16 protein-coding genes are annotated in these 15,758 nt (G+C 67.0%); 10 read left to right on the top strand and 6 right to left on the bottom strand.

The genetic code is table 11. The annotated features are described in order from the left end of the window. Positions 1 to 158 precede the first annotated feature (158 nt). Both purB and BR78_RS21735 read left to right on the top strand, forming a co-directional pair. The gene (purB, locus tag BR78_RS0111620) at positions 159 to 1,469 is read left to right on the top strand and encodes an adenylosuccinate lyase (RefSeq protein ID WP_029936523.1); all 1,311 of its coding nucleotides are present in this window, start codon (positions 159 to 161) and stop codon (positions 1,467 to 1,469) included. A gap of 212 nt (positions 1,470 to 1,681) precedes the next feature. Next, complete coding sequence (locus BR78_RS21735) at positions 1,682 to 2,512, top strand: peptidoglycan-binding domain-containing protein (RefSeq protein WP_156022295.1); 831 nt, start codon at positions 1,682 to 1,684, stop codon at positions 2,510 to 2,512. Here the strand turns inward: BR78_RS21735 and BR78_RS0111630 are convergent, their stop codons facing one another. Further along, the gene (locus BR78_RS0111630; RefSeq protein ID WP_029936525.1) at positions 2,513 to 3,292 is read right to left on the bottom strand and encodes a helix-turn-helix domain-containing protein; all 780 of its coding nucleotides are present in this window, start codon (positions 3,290 to 3,292) and stop codon (positions 2,513 to 2,515) included. It abuts the gene before it with no gap. A 122-nt stretch (positions 3,293 to 3,414) separates the two neighbouring features. On the opposite strand from BR78_RS0111630, the gene BR78_RS0111635 reads away from it, so the two are divergent. Continuing rightward, a complete protein-coding gene (locus tag BR78_RS0111635) occupies positions 3,415 to 3,798 on the top strand; it encodes a hypothetical protein (protein WP_029936526.1) in 384 nt (127 codons plus the stop codon). 44 nt (positions 3,799 to 3,842) lie between these two features. Here BR78_RS0111635 and BR78_RS20960 read toward each other — a convergent pair whose 3' ends face one another. From BR78_RS20960 to dnaK, 3 genes are all read right to left on the bottom strand, one after another. Beyond that, on the bottom strand, positions 3,843 to 4,739 hold the full coding sequence (locus tag BR78_RS20960; RefSeq protein ID WP_051683305.1) for a tail fiber protein: 897 nt from the start codon (positions 4,737 to 4,739) through the stop codon (positions 3,843 to 3,845). Positions 4,740 to 4,838: 99 nt separating this feature from the next. After that, positions 4,839 to 5,954 (bottom strand): molecular chaperone DnaJ, encoded by a 1,116-nt coding sequence (dnaJ, locus tag BR78_RS0111645; protein ID WP_025587396.1) that lies wholly within the window; start codon positions 5,952 to 5,954, stop codon positions 4,839 to 4,841. A gap of 144 nt (positions 5,955 to 6,098) precedes the next feature. Continuing rightward, positions 6,099 to 8,012: a molecular chaperone DnaK gene (gene dnaK, locus BR78_RS0111650; RefSeq protein ID WP_029936528.1), complete on the bottom strand. Its 1,914-nt coding sequence runs from the start codon at positions 8,010 to 8,012 to the stop codon at positions 6,099 to 6,101. 176 nt (positions 8,013 to 8,188) lie between these two features. On the opposite strand from dnaK, the gene BR78_RS0111655 reads away from it, so the two are divergent. The 7 genes from BR78_RS0111655 to BR78_RS0111685 all read left to right on the top strand — a co-directional run bounded on the left by BR78_RS0111655 (position 8,189) and on the right by BR78_RS0111685 (position 13,510). Then, entirely contained in the window at positions 8,189 to 8,629 is a 441-nt protein-coding gene (locus BR78_RS0111655; RefSeq protein ID WP_025561107.1) for a copper chaperone PCu(A)C, read from the top strand. A gap of 154 nt (positions 8,630 to 8,783) precedes the next feature. Then, a complete protein-coding gene (locus tag BR78_RS0111660) occupies positions 8,784 to 9,311 on the top strand; it encodes a PH domain-containing protein (RefSeq protein ID WP_025561105.1) in 528 nt (175 codons plus the stop codon). Positions 9,312 to 9,510: 199 nt separating this feature from the next. Beyond that, a complete protein-coding gene (locus tag BR78_RS0111665) occupies positions 9,511 to 10,377 on the top strand; it encodes a CDP-alcohol phosphatidyltransferase family protein (protein ID WP_025561104.1) in 867 nt (288 codons plus the stop codon). A gap of 6 nt (positions 10,378 to 10,383) precedes the next feature. Further along, positions 10,384 to 11,475, top strand: a complete 1,092-nt coding sequence (locus BR78_RS0111670; RefSeq protein ID WP_025561103.1) for an inositol-3-phosphate synthase — start codon at positions 10,384 to 10,386, stop codon at positions 11,473 to 11,475. Positions 11,476 to 11,479: 4 nt separating this feature from the next. Next, positions 11,480 to 12,181, top strand: coding sequence for a phosphocholine cytidylyltransferase family protein (locus BR78_RS0111675; protein WP_025561102.1), 702 nt, complete (start codon positions 11,480 to 11,482; stop codon positions 12,179 to 12,181). 74 nt (positions 12,182 to 12,255) lie between these two features. Next, positions 12,256 to 12,807 carry a DUF3617 domain-containing protein gene (locus BR78_RS0111680; protein WP_025561101.1) on the top strand — a complete coding sequence of 184 codons (552 nt, stop codon included), beginning with the start codon at positions 12,256 to 12,258 and terminating at the stop codon, positions 12,805 to 12,807. A 244-nt stretch (positions 12,808 to 13,051) separates the two neighbouring features. Further along, positions 13,052 to 13,510, top strand: a complete 459-nt coding sequence (locus BR78_RS0111685) for a hypothetical protein (protein WP_025561108.1) — start codon at positions 13,052 to 13,054, stop codon at positions 13,508 to 13,510. Between the two features lie 9 nt (positions 13,511 to 13,519). Here BR78_RS0111685 and BR78_RS0111690 read toward each other — a convergent pair whose 3' ends face one another. Next, a complete protein-coding gene (locus tag BR78_RS0111690) occupies positions 13,520 to 14,905 on the bottom strand; it encodes a hypothetical protein (protein WP_025561109.1) in 1,386 nt (461 codons plus the stop codon). Between the two features lie 253 nt (positions 14,906 to 15,158). After that, a partial coding sequence (locus BR78_RS21980; protein WP_029936530.1) for a calcium-binding protein occupies positions 15,159 to 15,758 on the bottom strand: 600 nt, incomplete at its 5' end.

Raw genomic sequence — 15,758 nt, forward strand, 5'->3', positions numbered from 1 at the left:
CATGAAACTGTCTCTATTCGCAGCCATGAACATCTAAACTGGCACTGTAGTTCCCAATTTCCGCCGTTGCGGTCACGGCTCACCCCTGCTAGGTGGCGCCTCGTCGCATTTCGATTGCCGTGTTGCGTTCGCGCAACGCCCGTCCACGGAGTATAAGCATGGTCCCCCGTTATTCGCGGCCCGAGATGACCGCGATCTGGTCCCCCGAAACCCGCTTCGCGATCTGGTTCGAGATCGAGGCGCATGCGACCGAGGCGCTCGCCGAACTGGGCGTGGTGCCCAAGGCGGCGGCCAAGGCTTTGTGGGACTGGTGGGCGACCAAGCCTGCGATCGACGTCGCCGCGATCGACGCCATCGAGGCAGTGACCAAGCACGACGTGATCGCCTTCCTCACCTGGGTCGCCGAGCAGGTCGGCGAGGAAGCGCGCTTCATGCACCAGGGCATGACCAGCTCGGACGTGCTCGACACGTGCCTCGCCGTCCAGCTCGCCCGCGCGTCGGACATCCTGCTCGCCGATCTCGACAAGCTCCTCGAAGTGCTCGAGCGCCGCGCCAAGGAGCACAAGTTCACGCCGACGATCGGCCGCAGCCACGGCATCCATGCCGAGCCGGTGACCTTCGGCCTCAAGCTCGCCGAGGCCTATGCCGAGTTCAAGCGCAACCGCGCCCGCCTGCTCGCCGCCCGCGAAGACATCGCCACTTGCGCGATCTCCGGCGCGGTCGGCACCTTCGCCAATATCGACCCGCGCGTCGAAGCGCATGTCGCCGCGAAGCTCGGCCTCGCGGTCGAGCCGGTCTCGACGCAGGTCATCCCGCGCGATCGCCACGCGATGTTCTTCGCGACCCTCGGCGTGATCGCCTCTTCGATCGAGCGCCTCGCGGTCGAGGTCCGCCACTTGCAGCGCACCGAAGTGCTCGAAGCCGAGGAATATTTCTCACCCGGCCAGAAAGGCAGCTCGGCGATGCCGCACAAGCGCAACCCGGTGCTGACCGAGAACCTCACCGGCCTCGCCCGCATGGTCCGCAGTGCCACCATCCCCGCGATGGAGAATGTCGCCCTCTGGCACGAGCGCGACATCTCGCACTCTTCGGTCGAGCGCTATATCGGCCCCGACGCGACGATCACGCTCGATTTCGCACTCGCCCGCCTCACCGGCGTCGTCGACAAGCTCCTCGTCTACCCCGCGCGGATGCAGAAGAATCTCGATCGCATGGGCGGCCTCGTCCATTCGCAGCGCGTGCTGCTCGCGCTCACCCAGGCCGGGGTCAGCCGCGAGGACAGCTATCGCCTCGTTCAGCGCAACGCGATGAAAGTGTGGGAATCGGACGGCGAGCTTTCGCTGCTCGAACTGCTCAAGGCCGATCCCGAAGTCACCGCGGCGCTTTCGGTCGAGGAACTCGAGGACAAATTCGACCTCGGCTATCACTTCCGCCAAGTCGACACGATCTTCGCTCGCGTCTTCGCCTGATTGCTCCCCTCCCTGCAAGGGAGGGGTTGGGGGTGGGTGCGAGCGTAGCGAGCCCATCGGGCCGCTCGGAAAAGAAGGAAAGGCCGGGCATCAAGCCCGGCTTTCCTTACCCACCCCTAACCCCTCACTAAAAGGGAGGGGGAAGTAGCGCCGCGGCGCTTTCCACTGCACGCGATCGGGCGTATCCTCCGCCAGGGCAAAGGGGAAATGCCATGGCGATCGGCGCATCGGTGGGCAAAGGCGGAGTCAACGAACTCGCCGACGTGATCGTCGTCCAGCACCTGCTGAACGGCTGGCTCACCGCCACCAGGCAGGAGCTGATCCCCACCACCGGGATCTGCGGCCCGCTCACGATCGACGCGATCAAGACCTTCCAGTCGCGCATGCTCGGCGCCGCGAACCCCGACGGGCGCATCGATCCCGGCGGCAGGACGTGGCAAGCGCTCACCGCCGGAACCTCCGCACCCGCACCCGCGCCCGCGCCGACCCCGACCGCGCTCAGCGGCGCCGTCTGGTGGCGCGCCAATCAGGCCCAATTCCCCAACAGCGCCGCGATCACCGATCTCGTGCCGCCGTTCCGCGACAATGTCACTGCGTTCGTCAAGGCGCTCCGCGATGCCGGCGCCGACGTGAAGGTCTCGGCCACGCGCCGCAATCGCAGCCGGGCGCAGCTGATGCATTTCTGCTTCCGCGTCGCCAACGGTTCGATCGCGCCGCGCGACGTCCCCGCCATCGCCGGCTGCACGATCCAATGGGATCACGGCGATCTCGCCAAATCGAAAAAGGGGGCGCAGGAGATGGTCGATCTGTTCGGCATCGCCTTCCAGCCCTCGCTCACGTCGCTCCATATCGAGGGCCGCGCGATCGACATGACGATCAGCTGGACCGGCACGATCAAGGTCCGCGACAAGTCCGGCAATGCGCGCACGGTCTCGACACCGCGCTCGGGCAACACCAACAAGGACCTCCACGCGATCGGCGCGAGCTACGGCGTGATCAAGCTCGCATCGGATCCGCCGCACTGGAGCGACAACGGCCATTGATCATCGGCCGGCCAGGCGCTCCAGCGTTTCCTCGTCGGCGGGAAAGAATGCCTCGATCGCCAGTTCATCGAGCGTCACGTCGCGCGGCGTTCCGAACACGGTGGTGGTGCTGAAGAACCGCAATTCGCCCAGCGGCGAATCCAGCCGCAGCGGCACGACTACCTCGCCGAAGCCATCGGCCTCGCCAGTCCCTTCCGCCGACGGATAGCCGCAAAGCTCGTCGAGCAATGCCGCCAGCGCCGGATCGCTGGTCAGCCACGCCTGCCGCCGCAGCCGCTCGAGCAGATGTCCGCGCCATTCGCCGAGATTGCGGATGCGCGGCGCCAGCCCTTCGGGATGCAGGCTCAGCCGCAGCACGTTGACGCGGCCTTCGAGCAGATGGCCCGCCACCCCCTCGAGCAGCGGCGCCACCGCCGCGTTCGCCGCGACCATGTGCCAGTGCCGATCGACGGCGAGCGCCGGAAACGGCTCGTGCCCTTTGAGCACCAGATCGACAGCGCGCCGCGCCGGCGCCAGCTGTGGGTCGTCGAGCGGCCGCTCCGAATAGACCGGCGCATAGCCGGCGCCGAGCAGCATCGCGTTGCGTTCGCGCAAGGGGACTTCGAGCTGCTCGGCGAGCAGCAGCACCATCTCGCGGCTCGGCTGCGCGCGCCCGGTCTCGATGAAGCTCAGATGCCGCGTCGAGATCTCGGCATCGAGCGCGAGGTCCATCTGGCTCAGCCGGCGCTGCTGGCGCCAATGCTTGATCTGCTCGCCCAGCGGCCGAACCTGGTTGTCCATCGCATGTCTCCCTCCCGCCGCTGGTATCGCGGCGCGCGCACACATTCCATTACGTCTCGGGTAATCGACCTGCGTCCGGCGATCGCCATGCTTGGGGCACCTCAAGCAAGGGAGATACGATCATGACTCGCAACCAGTTGCTCCGCCCGGTGATGCTGTTCGACGCCGCCACCTGCCTCGCAATGGGCGGCCTTCTCGTCGCCGTGGCCGGCCCGATCGCCGGCTTGACCGAACTGCCCGTGCCATTGCTCCGCGAGGCCGGCCTTATCCTGTTCCCCTTCGCACTGTTCGTGCTCTGGGCAGCGCGGCGCGGCGGAGGGTGGCCTGTTCAGGCAGTGATCGCCGCGAACGTCGCCTGGGTGGCGGCCAGTCTGGCACTGATCGCGAGTCCGTGGAGCGGCAGCGCGCTGGGCATTGCCTTTGTCGGTGCGCAGGCCGCCGCCGTGGCGCTCCTCACCGCGCTCCAGTGGCGCATGCTCGGACGCGCAGTCGCGACGACTGTCTGAGAGCCAGCCAAGCCCTTCCCTTCAGGGGAGGGGCTTTATCCGCCTCACGACTCGGGCGTCGGCATTTCCATCTTGGCGTCCCCGGTCGCGCCTGGAGTCCCGCCGACGATCCTCCTGCCCGCCAGGTTGGGAAGCGCGAAGGCCGGGCCGCTGCCGCCATAGGCATAGCCGATGAGCGAGAAGAGCGGCTGGAACTGCGCCACCGGAAGCATCGCGCCGTCGCACGCCATCCACCCCTTGGGCAGCGCCGACCCGGCATAGGCCAGCACCTGGCCGAGGACGGGATCGTCGTCGGGGAAGGCGCCGCGGCCGTCCGACGAAGGGTAGATGCCGGAGCCGGCGCAGATCGCATAATTGAGTCCCAGGCCCGGCACCGTCCCGGCGACCTTCTGGCCGAGCGCCACGCCCGCGCCGGTGCCCACCGCCGCGGCGCCGTCGAGGTTGGGCAATGCGAAGTCTTTCTCGCCGTCGCCGCCGAAGGTCGTGCCGATCGCGTCGAACAGCGCGGGACAGGCGCCGGGCGAGACGAGCGCGCCGTCGGCCGCCAGCCATCCGCTCGGAATCACGGTGCCGCCAAAAGCGACGACCGCGCCGACGAAAGGCGCCACCTCTCGGCTTCGTGTCGCGATCAGATAGGTCATCGTCAGGCTGCCGGGCCCGTCCATGCCCCGCTGCTGCCCGCCGACGATGCTGCGCCGGTCGAGGTCGGGCAGTGCGAAGGTCACCCGGCCATCGCCGCCGAAAGCCGTGCTGATGATCGGATAGAGCATGGAAAATCGCGAGATCGGCAGCAACTGGCCCTGGGCGGGCGGCGCACCGAAGATGGCGACTCCCCCGGCATAGCTCTGGATCATTCCGGCGGTGAAGGCGGCAGACCAATCGCCGGGGCTGGGATAAAGACCGCTGATCGCGACGAGCTGCGACATCGAAAGCGTCGACATGAAATTCCCCCGGGGAGCGCGGGATCGCCCCAGGCGATGCTAAGCTCTCCTGGATGTTCCAGCAATCGCGCAGGGCCGACTACCCGGCCCCGCGCGCCGTCACCCCAAAGCCGATTTGATCTTGGCAAAGAACCCGCTCGTCTGCGGGCATTCGTCGCCCGTTTCGGTGCAGCGGAATTCCTCGAGCAACTCGCGCTGCTTCGCGGTCAGCCTTGTCGGCATCTCGACTTCGAGCCGCACGACGAGGTCACCGCGTCCGCGGCCCTGCAGCACCGGCATGCCGGCGCCGCGATGGCGGACTTCACGGCCCGGCTGGGTGCCCGGCGCGATCTTGATGACGTGCTTCTCGCCGTCGAGCCCGGGCAAAGTGATCTCGCCGCCCAGCGCCGCAGTGGTGAAGCTGATCGGCGCATTGGCGAACAAGGTCGTGCCCTGCCGCTCGAAGATCGAGTGCCTGGCGACGTGGATGAAGATGTAGAGGTCTCCCGCCGGTGCGCCGCGCGCGCCGGCCTCGCCTTCGCCGCTCAGCCGGATCCGCGTGCCTTCGTCGACGCCCGGCGGCACGTTGATCTTGAGCGTCTTGGTCTTGTCGGTGCGGCCCTCGCCGCGGCAGTCGCGGCAGGGATCGGCGATCACTTCGCCGGCGCCGTGGCAGACCGGGCAGGTCCGTTCGACCATGAAGAAGCCCTGCTGCGCGCGCACCTTGCCGTGGCCGTTGCACTGCTTGCATGCATGCGCCTGCGTTCCCGGCTTCGCGCCGGTTCCCGAGCACGTATCGCACATGCCGGATACATCGACGGTGATCTCGCTCGTCCGCCCGTGCCAGGCATCCTCGAGGCTGATCTCCATGTCGTAGCGCAAGTCCGCGCCACGCAGGTTCGGGCGCCCGCCGCGGCCGCCCATGAACTCGCCGAACACGCTTTCGAAGATGTCGCTGAACGCGCCGAAATCCTGCGCGCCATGCCCCGGGCCGCCGCCCATTCCGTTCTTGAACGCGGCATGGCCGAAGCGATCGTATGCCGCGCGCTTCTGCGGATCCTTCAGGACGTCATAGGCTTCACTGACGGCCTTGAACTTGGCCTCGTGATCCTTGCACCCGCCATTCTTGTCCGGGTGATATTTGATCGCGAGCTTGCGATACGCCGATTTCAGCGTCGCCTCGTCCGCATTGCGCTCGCATTCGAGCAGCTCGTAATAATCGACTTCGGTGGTCATTCAAAAAAGCCCTCTCCCCGCTCGCGGGGAGAGGGTTGGGAGAGGGGCAGTCCGTCAGCAATCACCGACATCGCTCGCCTCTCTTCCAGCCCCCTCTCCCCGACCCTCTCCCCGCAAGCGGGGAGAGGGAGGGAAGCCCAAGAGTTACGCCTTGTTGTCGTCCACTTCCGAGAACTCGGCATCGACGACTTCCTCGCCGCCCGCCTCGCTCCCGGCAGCCGCACCGTCCGCGCTCGGCGACGCGTTCTCGGCAGCCTGCTTCTCGTAGATCGCCTGGCCCAGCTTCATCGCCACCTGGGCGAGGTTCTGCGCCTTGGCCTGCATGTCGTCGGCGTCGCCGCCTTCGATCGCAGTCTTCGTCTCAGCGATCGCCGCCTCGATCTCGCCCTTCAGGCTCGCATCGACCTTGTCGCCATTCTCGGCGAGCTGGCGTTCGGTGGTGTGGACGAGGCTCTCGGCGTTGTTCTTCGCCTCGGCCGCGGCACGCCGCTTCTTGTCCTCTTCGGCGAAGCTCTCGGCGTCGCGGACCATCTGCTCGATGTCGGCGTCGCTGAGCCCGCCCGAGGCCTGGATGCGGATCTGCTGCTCCTTGCCGGTGCCCTTGTCGCGCGCCGACACGTTGACGATGCCATTGGCGTCGATGTCGAAGGTGACTTCGATCTGCGGCACGCCGCGCGGCGCCGGCGGGATTCCGACCAGGTCGAACTGGCCGAGGATCTTGTTGTCCGCCGCCATCTCGCGCTCGCCCTGGAACACGCGGATCGTCACCGCCTGCTGATTGTCGTCGGCAGTCGAATAGACCTGCGACTTCTTGGTCGGGATCGTCGTGTTGCGATCGATCATCCGGGTGAACACGCCGCCCAAAGTCTCGATGCCGAGGCTCAGCGGAGTCACGTCGAGCAGCAGCACGTCCTTGACGTCACCCTGCAGCACGCCAGCCTGGATCGCCGCGCCGATCGCCACGACTTCGTCGGGGTTCACGCCGGTGTGCGGCTCCTTGCCGAAGAACTGCTTCACGATCTCGCGGACCTTGGGCATGCGGGTCATGCCGCCGACCATCACGACTTCGTCGATCGCGTTCGCCTTGATACCGGCATCGGCCAGCGCCTTGCGGCACGGCTCGAGCGTGCGCTGGATCAGGTCGTCGACCAGACGCTCCAGATCGGCGCGGCTGATCGCCTTGACCAGGTGCTTCGGCCCATTGGCGTCGGCGGTGATGAACGGCAGATTGACTTCGGTGGTCTGCGCCGAGCTCAGCTCGATCTTGGCCTTTTCGGCGGCTTCCTTCAGCCGCTGCAGCGCGAGCTTGTCCTTGGTGAGATCGATGCCCTCGGCCTTGCGGAACTCGTCCGCGAGGAACTGGACGACCTTGGAGTCGAAATCCTCGCCGCCGAGGAAGGTGTCGCCGTTGGTCGCCTTCACTTCGAACACGCCGTCGCCGACTTCGAGCACCGAGATGTCGAACGTGCCGCCGCCAAGGTCATAGACCGCGATCGTCTTGTTCTCGTTCTTCTCGAGGCCATAGGCGAGCGCCGCCGCGGTCGGCTCGTTGATGATGCGCAGCACTTCGAGGCCTGCGATCTTGCCGGCGTCCTTGGTCGCCTGGCGCTGGGCGTCGTTGAAATAGGCCGGAACCGTGATGACGGCCTGCGAAACGGTCTCGCCGAGATACGACTCCGCCGTCTCCTTCATCTTCTGCAGGATGAACGCCGAGATCTGCGACGGCGAATAATCCTCGCCGCCCGCCTGCACCCATGCGTCGCCATTGCCGCCGCGCACGATGGTGTAAGGCACCAGCTCGGTGTCCTTCTTGGTGATCGGATCGTCGAAACGGCGGCCGATCAGGCGCTTGACTGCGAAGATGGTGTTGTCGCCGTTGGTCACCGCCTGGCGCTTCGCCGGCTGGCCGACCAGTCGCTCGCCGTCCTTGGCGAAGGCGACGATCGAAGGCGTGGTACGTGCGCCTTCCGCATTCTCGATGACCTTGGGCTTGCCGCCTTCCATTACGGCAACGCAGCTGTTGGTCGTGCCCAGATCGATACCGATTACTTTTGCCATGGTCCCTCGTGGCCCCCAGTGTTCAATTGCTCAGTGTTAAAAATCAAAACCTTGGCTCCCCTCGCCCCCAAAATCAGGCAGCGCGGGAACCATGTCCGAAAGCGATATAGGTGCGCTTCCGCTTGCCGCAAGAAGGGTGGAATTATAGGAACTTTCCCGAAATGGGAGTTGAGTGGATGCGTGGAATTTCGGGGATCGTTGCGGCGGCGTTGCTGCTCGCCGGGTGCGGCAAGCCCGCCGAGCTCGGCGCGGACCATGGCTGGGTGCGCCTCCCCGCGGTCGCCGGTCGCCCCGGCGCGGCCTATTTCACGGTCCATGGCGGAGCGCAGGCGGATACCTTGCTCACGGTCTCGACACCCGCGGCGCTGCGTGCCGAGCTCCACGAGACGATGGATCATCAAGGCGTGAAATCGATGCAACCGACGCGCGACGTCCCCGTCCCGGCGAAGGGCGAAGTCGCATTCATGCCCGGCGGCCGCCACGTCATGCTGTTCGATCTCGGCCCAGGCGTGAAGCCGGGCACGCGCATTCCGCTCACGCTCGCCTTTGCCGGCGGAAAGCGGCTGGAGATACAGGCCCAGGTCGTCGGCGCAGGCGACCCGCCGCCGAACCAATAATCGTCACCCTGGCCGAAGTGCCGGGGTCTACTGTGCCTCACACGAAATGTTCGAGCCTCTTGCTCTTCGCTTGCCTCCCGGTGGCCCCGGCACTTCGGCCGGGGTGACGGGAGAAATGTCAGACGCTATCCTCCCCCCAAAGGGAGGCCCGTTCATGCCTGAGACCGTCGATCGTTTCCGTTCGTCCACGCTGGGCTGGCTTCGCGGCACGCTCGCCGGCTGGGGGACGATCCTGCTGATGCTCGTCGGGCTGGTCGGTTCGATCTGGGCGCTCGCCCAGCGGCCGGTGGCGGCCTGGGCGTGGCTGTTCCCGATCCTGCTCGTCGCGGGGCTGCTGCTCCTGTTCGCCCGCTGGATCCAGAATCTCTCCACCACCTATGAAGTGACCGAGGACCGGCTGATCCTCCACCAGGGCATCCTGATCAAGTCGATCGACGAGATCGAGCTCTACCGCGTCAAGGACGTACGCATCGATTTCACGATCATCAACCAGACCGCCGATCTCGGTACGATCAGCATCACCTCGTCGGACGAGACGACGCGCGACGGCCCCCTGATCATCCGCGACGTCGAGCGTGCCCGCGCCCGGCGCGAGGAGCTCCGTTCGCTCGTGAACACTGCCCGGCGCAACCGCGGCGTCCGCGAAATCGATATGGTTCAGGAGAATCTGACTGATATCTGAACGCCCTCGCCCGATCCCGAGAATCGCGGCCCGGCATAAATTGCTGGCAACATAGCGGCTTAGGCGCGAAATCCGGCCGTCGCCCCGGCGCAGGAGAGGCGCCGGACAACGCATTTTCCCTCCCGCGGTTCCGAATCCCTGGCGGTTTCGGCGCAAATGACTTGATGATTGCGTTCCCGGCGCTGTATGTGACGGGCCGATGACATCTCCTCCCCCGGACGGATCGCGGGATCGCCGGATCGAGGATCCGACCAACCTCTGGATCATTCACCCGGCAGGGCGAGCCCTGCTCCCCTGGTTCGTCGCGCGCGGAATATCGGCGAATGCGGTGTCGGTGATCGGGCTGCTGCTCGGCGGATTCGCCGCGCTCGCTTATGCGAGCTGGCACGCTTGGCCCTTCGCATTTCTCGGCCTGCTTTTCTCGATCGGCTGGCTGATCGCCGACGGGCTCGACGGCATGGTCGCACGCGCGACCGGGACCGCGAGCGCATTGGGCCGCACGCTCGACGGCATCTGCGATCACGGCGTGTTCGCCCTGATCTACATCCTCATCGCCAGCTCGATCGGCACGCTCGAAATCTGGGCCCTCGCCATCGCCGCCGGCGTGCTCCACGCGGTGCAGTCGAGCCTCTACGAAGGCGAGCGCGCCCGTTTCCACCGCCGCTGCAAGGGGCAGGTCTCGCCGCCGCCCGCGCCGAGTCGCAACCCGCTGGTGCGCCTCTACGACGGCGTCGCCGGCAGCGTCGATCGCATCGCCTTCGTGTTCGACGCGACGCTCCAGCGCGCAGGCGATCCCGTCGCGCTCGGCCAGGCCTATGGCGCGCGTGCGGCGAAGCCGATGCGGCTGATGTCGCTGCTCAGCGCGAATGTCCGCGTCTACGCGATCTTCCTTGCCTGCCTCGCCGGCAATCCGCGCTATTTTTTCTGGTTCGAGCTCATTCCGCTGACGGCGATCCTCGTCGTCGGCCTGACCTGGCACCGTACCGTCGAGTCCCGCCTCCTCCGCAATGCGGGGGCGGCATCCGAACATCCTTCTTCTTCACAATCACATATCCAGAGGACCTGAACCGCAATGAAGAGCATCAACATCGCGATCGTCGGCATCGGCAACTGCGCCAGCTCGCTCGTCCAGGGCCTCAGCCATTATCGTGACGGCGCCAACGACACGATCGGCCTGATGCACTGGGATCTCGGCGGTTACCGCCCGAGCGACATCCATGTCGTCGCGGCGTGGGACGTCGATGCGCGCAAGGTCGGCAAGGATGTCGCCGACGCGATCTTCGCCAAGCCCAATTGCACCGCGGTGTTCTGCGCGACGGTCGAGCCGACCGGCACCAAGGTCCAGATGGGCCGCGTCATGGACGGCGTCGCCGAGCACATGTCGGACTATAATGACGACCGTACCTTCGTCGTCGCCAACGATCGCGAGGCGACCAAGGAAGACGTCATCCGCGTGCTGCGCGAGACCAAGACCGACGTGCTGATGAACTACCTCCCCGTCGGGTCGCAGGAAGCATCCGAATTCTACGCCGAATGCGCGCTCGAGGCCGGCGTGGCGTTCGTCAACAACATCCCCGTCTTCATCGCCAGCAACCCCGAATGGGCCGATCGCTTCACCGCGGCGGGCGTGCCGATCATTGGCGACGACATCAAGGCGCAGCTCGGCGCGACGATCGTCCACCGCGTGCTGACCGACCTCTTCGCCAAGCGTGGCGTCAAGCTCGATCGCACCTATCAGCTCAACACCGGCGGCAACACCGACTTCCTCAACATGTCGAACCACCGCCGCCTCGCCTCGAAGAAGATTTCGAAGACCGAGGCGGTCCAGTCGGTCGCCGCGGAGCGGCTCGAGGACGAGAACGTCCATATCGGCCCGTCGGATTACGTGCCGTGGCAGAACGACAACAAGGTCTGCTTCCTGCGCATGGAAGGCTCGATGTTCGGCGGCGTGCCGATGAACCTCGAGCTGCGCCTGTCGGTCGAGGATTCGCCCAACAGCGCCGGCGTCGCGATCGACATGATCCGCTGCGCCAAGCTCGCCAAGGATCGCGGCCTCGGTGGCCCGATCGACGCCGCCTCGGCCTATTTCTGCAAGCATCCGCGCACGCAGATGACCGACGACCTCGCCCAGACCGCAGTCGAGCAGTTCATCGCCGCCGCCTGAACCGGTGATCACCACCGCCATCCTGCTCGCCGCGGGCGAAGGCAGCCGCCTTCGCGCCGCGGCGGCCTCCAAGCCTTTGTGCCCGGTCGGCGGCAAGCCGCTGATCGAGCATGCCATCCACGGCTTCGCCGCGGCCGGACTGGCACGGGTGGTGGTGGTGCTCGGCTATGAGGCCGATCGGATCGAGGCGCACCTCGCCGCCGGCGACTGGCCGATCGCCGTCGAGACCGTCCGCACTCGCGACTATCGCCAGCCCAACGGCGTCTCGGTCCTCGCGGCCGAAGCCGCCGTGGCGGGTGAGGAAGCCTTGCTCGCGATGTGCGACCATCTCGTCGATCCTGCGCTCTATGCCCGCGTCGCGCAGGCCGGCGCCGGTGGCGGCGCCCGCCTCGCGATCGATCGCAACATCACCAGCGACCTCGTCGATCTCGACGACGTCACCGCCGTGCGCACCGAGGGCGAGGCGATCGTCGCGATCGGCAAGCATCTGCCCGATTACGACTGTTTCGACACCGGCGTCTTCGCGATCGGCCCCGGCCTGTTCGCCGCGCTGAACGGCCTCGAATCGCCCTCGCTCACCGAAGGCATGCGCGTGCTCGCCGCACAGGGCACCGCGCTGACGATCGACTGCAGCGACCTCGACTGGATCGACGTCGACGATCCCGCCGCGCTCGACAAAGCGGAAATCTGGCTCCGCGCCGCCTGAATTGCATCGCCCCGCCGAGCCGATATGATGGGCCCGGGCACGCGCAATCACTGCGCGTCAACAGGGGAACAGCGATGAGATACCTGCTGATACTCGCGCCGATGGCGCTTGCCGCGTGCAATTCGGGTCCCTCGGTCGAGGCGACCAATGCCACCACCAAGGAAGTCGCCGCCAAGGTCACCGCCGCCGGCGGTACGCGCATGTCCCCCGGCCGCTGGGAGGGCACCGCGACGATCACCGACATGCAGGTGCCCGGCATGCCTGCCGAGATGGGCGAGAAGATGAAGGCCCAGATGGCCAAGGGCCACAGTTTCTCCAACTGCCTCACGCCCGAGCAAGCCAACAAGCCCACCGCCGATTTCTTCGCCGGCAGCAACAACAGCTGCGTCTACGACCATTTCAGCATGGCCAATGGCCAGCTCGACGCCGCGATGACGTGCAAGGGCCAGGGCCCGGGCGGGACGATGCACGCGACGATGAAGGGCAATTTCTCGAGCGACAGCTTCCAGATGGCCATGACCAGCAAGAGCGCGGGAACGCCGGGCCAGCCGATGACGAACATGACGATATCGATGAAGATGGAATCGAAGCGCGTCGGCGAATGCACCGGCAAGGAAGACAGCTGACCCGGAAGACGTGACGGCGGCTTTCGGCGCAGTTGCGGACCGTCATTCCCTCTCCCCTTCAGGGGAGAGGGTGGCAAGCGAAGCGAGCCGGGAGAGGGGCAGGAATCGCCACTTTGCCGCACTTCCCCTCTCCCCGACCCTCTCCCCCTGAAGGGGAGAGGGAGAACTGGCGGCAATGACAGCCATCCCCGTCCCCCGGACAAATCCCGGTGACAAGCGCTCGCCGAATGGCCATGCTGCCTTCATGACCGTCCGCCCGCTCACCGAAGGGGAAACCCGCATGTGCGCCTCGGTCTTCGGCGATGCGATCGATTATTCCAGGGCGCGCGTCGCCAACAGCAAGTGGATCTTCTTCCAGCCGTCCAACACCACGATGGCGCCGCGCGGGACGATCCACTTCCACCCGAAGAGCGGCATCTATCACGAGGATTTCAGCGCCGCGCCGCTCGGCGTGCAGGGTCTCTTCGTCCATGAGATGACGCATATCTGGCAGCATCAGAAGGGCATCTTCCTGCCGATCAAACGCCACCCCTTCTGCCGCTACGATTATGCGCTCAAACCCGGACAAGCGTTCGAGAAATACGGGCTCGAGCAGCAGGCCGAGATCGTCCGCCACGCCTTCCTGCTGCGCCATCGCGCGATCATCCCGGCGGCGCCGGCGCTCGCGCAATATGAGAGCCTGATTCCGTTCAAGTCGGCTTGAGCGGAGGACTCACTCGGGATCGGGCGCTTGCCGCTTTCCCGTCTGCACCGAGATCGGAGTCCTTGGCTCGCGTGGCGGTGGAGGCGCAGCGCGCGGTGCCGGCGGTTGAGAGGCGCGGGGTTCGCTGGAGGGACGTGGCGGCTGGGGCCGGGGCGCGCTCGAGTCCCGCGATGGCCGCGGCCCATTCCACATTCCGCCTCCCCGCGGCGCCCGCGGGGTCGGTGGGGCATCCGGCGTTCCCGCCCCGGCATCCGGGCGCTGGCGGAACCATCCGGGCCGCGCGCCATCGGGGCGCGGCGGGCGCGGACTGGTGCCTTCCGGGCGCTGTGCCGGGCCGGCAGCCCCGCCCTCGCCGCCGGTCGGATGCGGGCGCCCGCCCCAACCGGGCCGACGGATCGGCGCCGCGCCCGGAGCGGGGAGCGGAAGCGTTTCCGCATCGCCCGGCCGCACCACGGGGGAACCGGGCATCGCCGGCCGATCGCGCCAGCGCCACCCGCGCCGGGGCGGCGTTCCGGGCTGCCCCGCATCCGGCCGCGGCGGACGCCCCGCGCCGGCGCCGTCCGGCCTGCCCCATTGTCCCGGCTGGCGCGGACGCCATGTTCCCGGCTCGCCCGGCCGTCCGGGCCGTCCCGCGCCGGGGCCATGCTCGCCCGGCCGATGGAAACGGCCCGGCGGCGGCCCCTGGAAGCCGCCTTCGCGCCAGCGCCGGAATTGCTCGGCCAGTGCGCGACGGCGTGCCTGCTCCGCCTCGGACCGCCGCCGCCACTCCGCGTCGCGCCACCGGTCGTGATGCCGTCCCCAGCCCGGATGACGCACGCGCCCTTCGTCCCAGATCTGCACGCTACCCCAGAGGATCGGGCTCGTGTCGATCCACGCCTGGCTGTCGACTTCGCGCCATTGCCGTTGCTGCATCGCCCGCCGCAGCGATCGGCCGCGCGCATAGAGCGCCACGCCTTCCTCGAGGTGCGCCGCCCCATCGGTACGCGGCATCGCGCCGCCATCGGGGCCATAGACCACCGCCACAGTCTCGCCGGAAAAGCCGAAGCTCATCCCCGGCCGCACCGCGAGGAACGGCCCCTGCGCTTCGGGGCCGAAATAATAGCTCTGGATGCCTTCGGGCGTCTCCTCGACGATGATCGAATCGCCGTCCTGCAGCTGCCAGGCCCAGGGCTCGGCCCCCTCGAAGGGAAAGGCATAATCGGGCGGCGCATTGCCGATCACGTCCCACAATGAATCCGCACGGTCGATATAGGCATAGGCGTCGGGACTCTCGTCGGCGCTGTACACCGGCAGCGGCGGTGCCTGGTACGGCCCCCCGTCATAAGGCATCATGCATGCCGAAAGCGCGAGCGCGCTGCCCAAAATGCCCAGCCGCGTCGCGCGCTTATACTGCATGGCCTGCCTCTCCCCATGTTCTCGAACAAGAACATCTGCCCCGATCGCTGAACGAACGATGACCACCTTAGGGAGAGGAAGTCGCGCCGCCGCGAGCCCTCGGCGAAGCGGACGGCGTGCAACGGCCACATGCGGCCTTGATCCAGCCAGTTTGAAACGAATTGTTCACCGGCGGAGGTCGGGGCCTCCGCCGGAGAATAAGTTCAAGCAGGCAGAATGGGACTCCAGATCACCCCTGCCGCCCTTGTCTCGATCAGAACAGGAAATCTCCGCTGGCCAAATTGTTCAGCTGGACTCCCGCGAGTTGAAGGATGTTCCCCGCGTCGAGCGTGATGACGACGTCACTGCCCTGTTGCGTCGCGTGCGCCATCATGTCCGCAAAGCCGCTGAACATCCCCGCGCCGAACTGGATCCGGTCGCCGCTGGCCGCGCCGTTGCCGGCGAAGTCGCTGATCGTGTCCACCCCGAAGCCGGTGCCGAACACGAACAGGTCCTCGCCGCCGCCGCCCGTCAGGATGTTGGCATTGGCGTCGCCCTCGAGGATGTCGTTGAAGCTGGTGCCCTTGACGTTCTCGATACCGACGAAACTGTCGCCCTCGGCCGCGTTCCAGCTCCCCTGGCCGGCGCGCAGGCTGATCGCGACCCCGCCGAAATTGCCGGTATAGTCGATCGTGTCGTTGCCCGCGCCGCCGTCGAGCAAGTCAGCGCCCGCGCCACCGGCGAGCAGGTCATTGCCGCCGCCGCCGTACAGCGCGTTGGTCCCGCCATTGCCGACCAGATAGTCGCCCCAGGCCGAGCCCTGGACGTTCTCGATCCCGAAGAACCGGTCGCCCTCGGCGTCGTTCCAGAAGCC

The sequence above is a fragment of the Sphingomonas sp. UNC305MFCol5.2 genome (assembly GCF_000712135.1).
In the GTDB taxonomy this organism is placed as follows: Bacteria; Pseudomonadota; Alphaproteobacteria; order Sphingomonadales; family Sphingomonadaceae; genus Sphingomonas.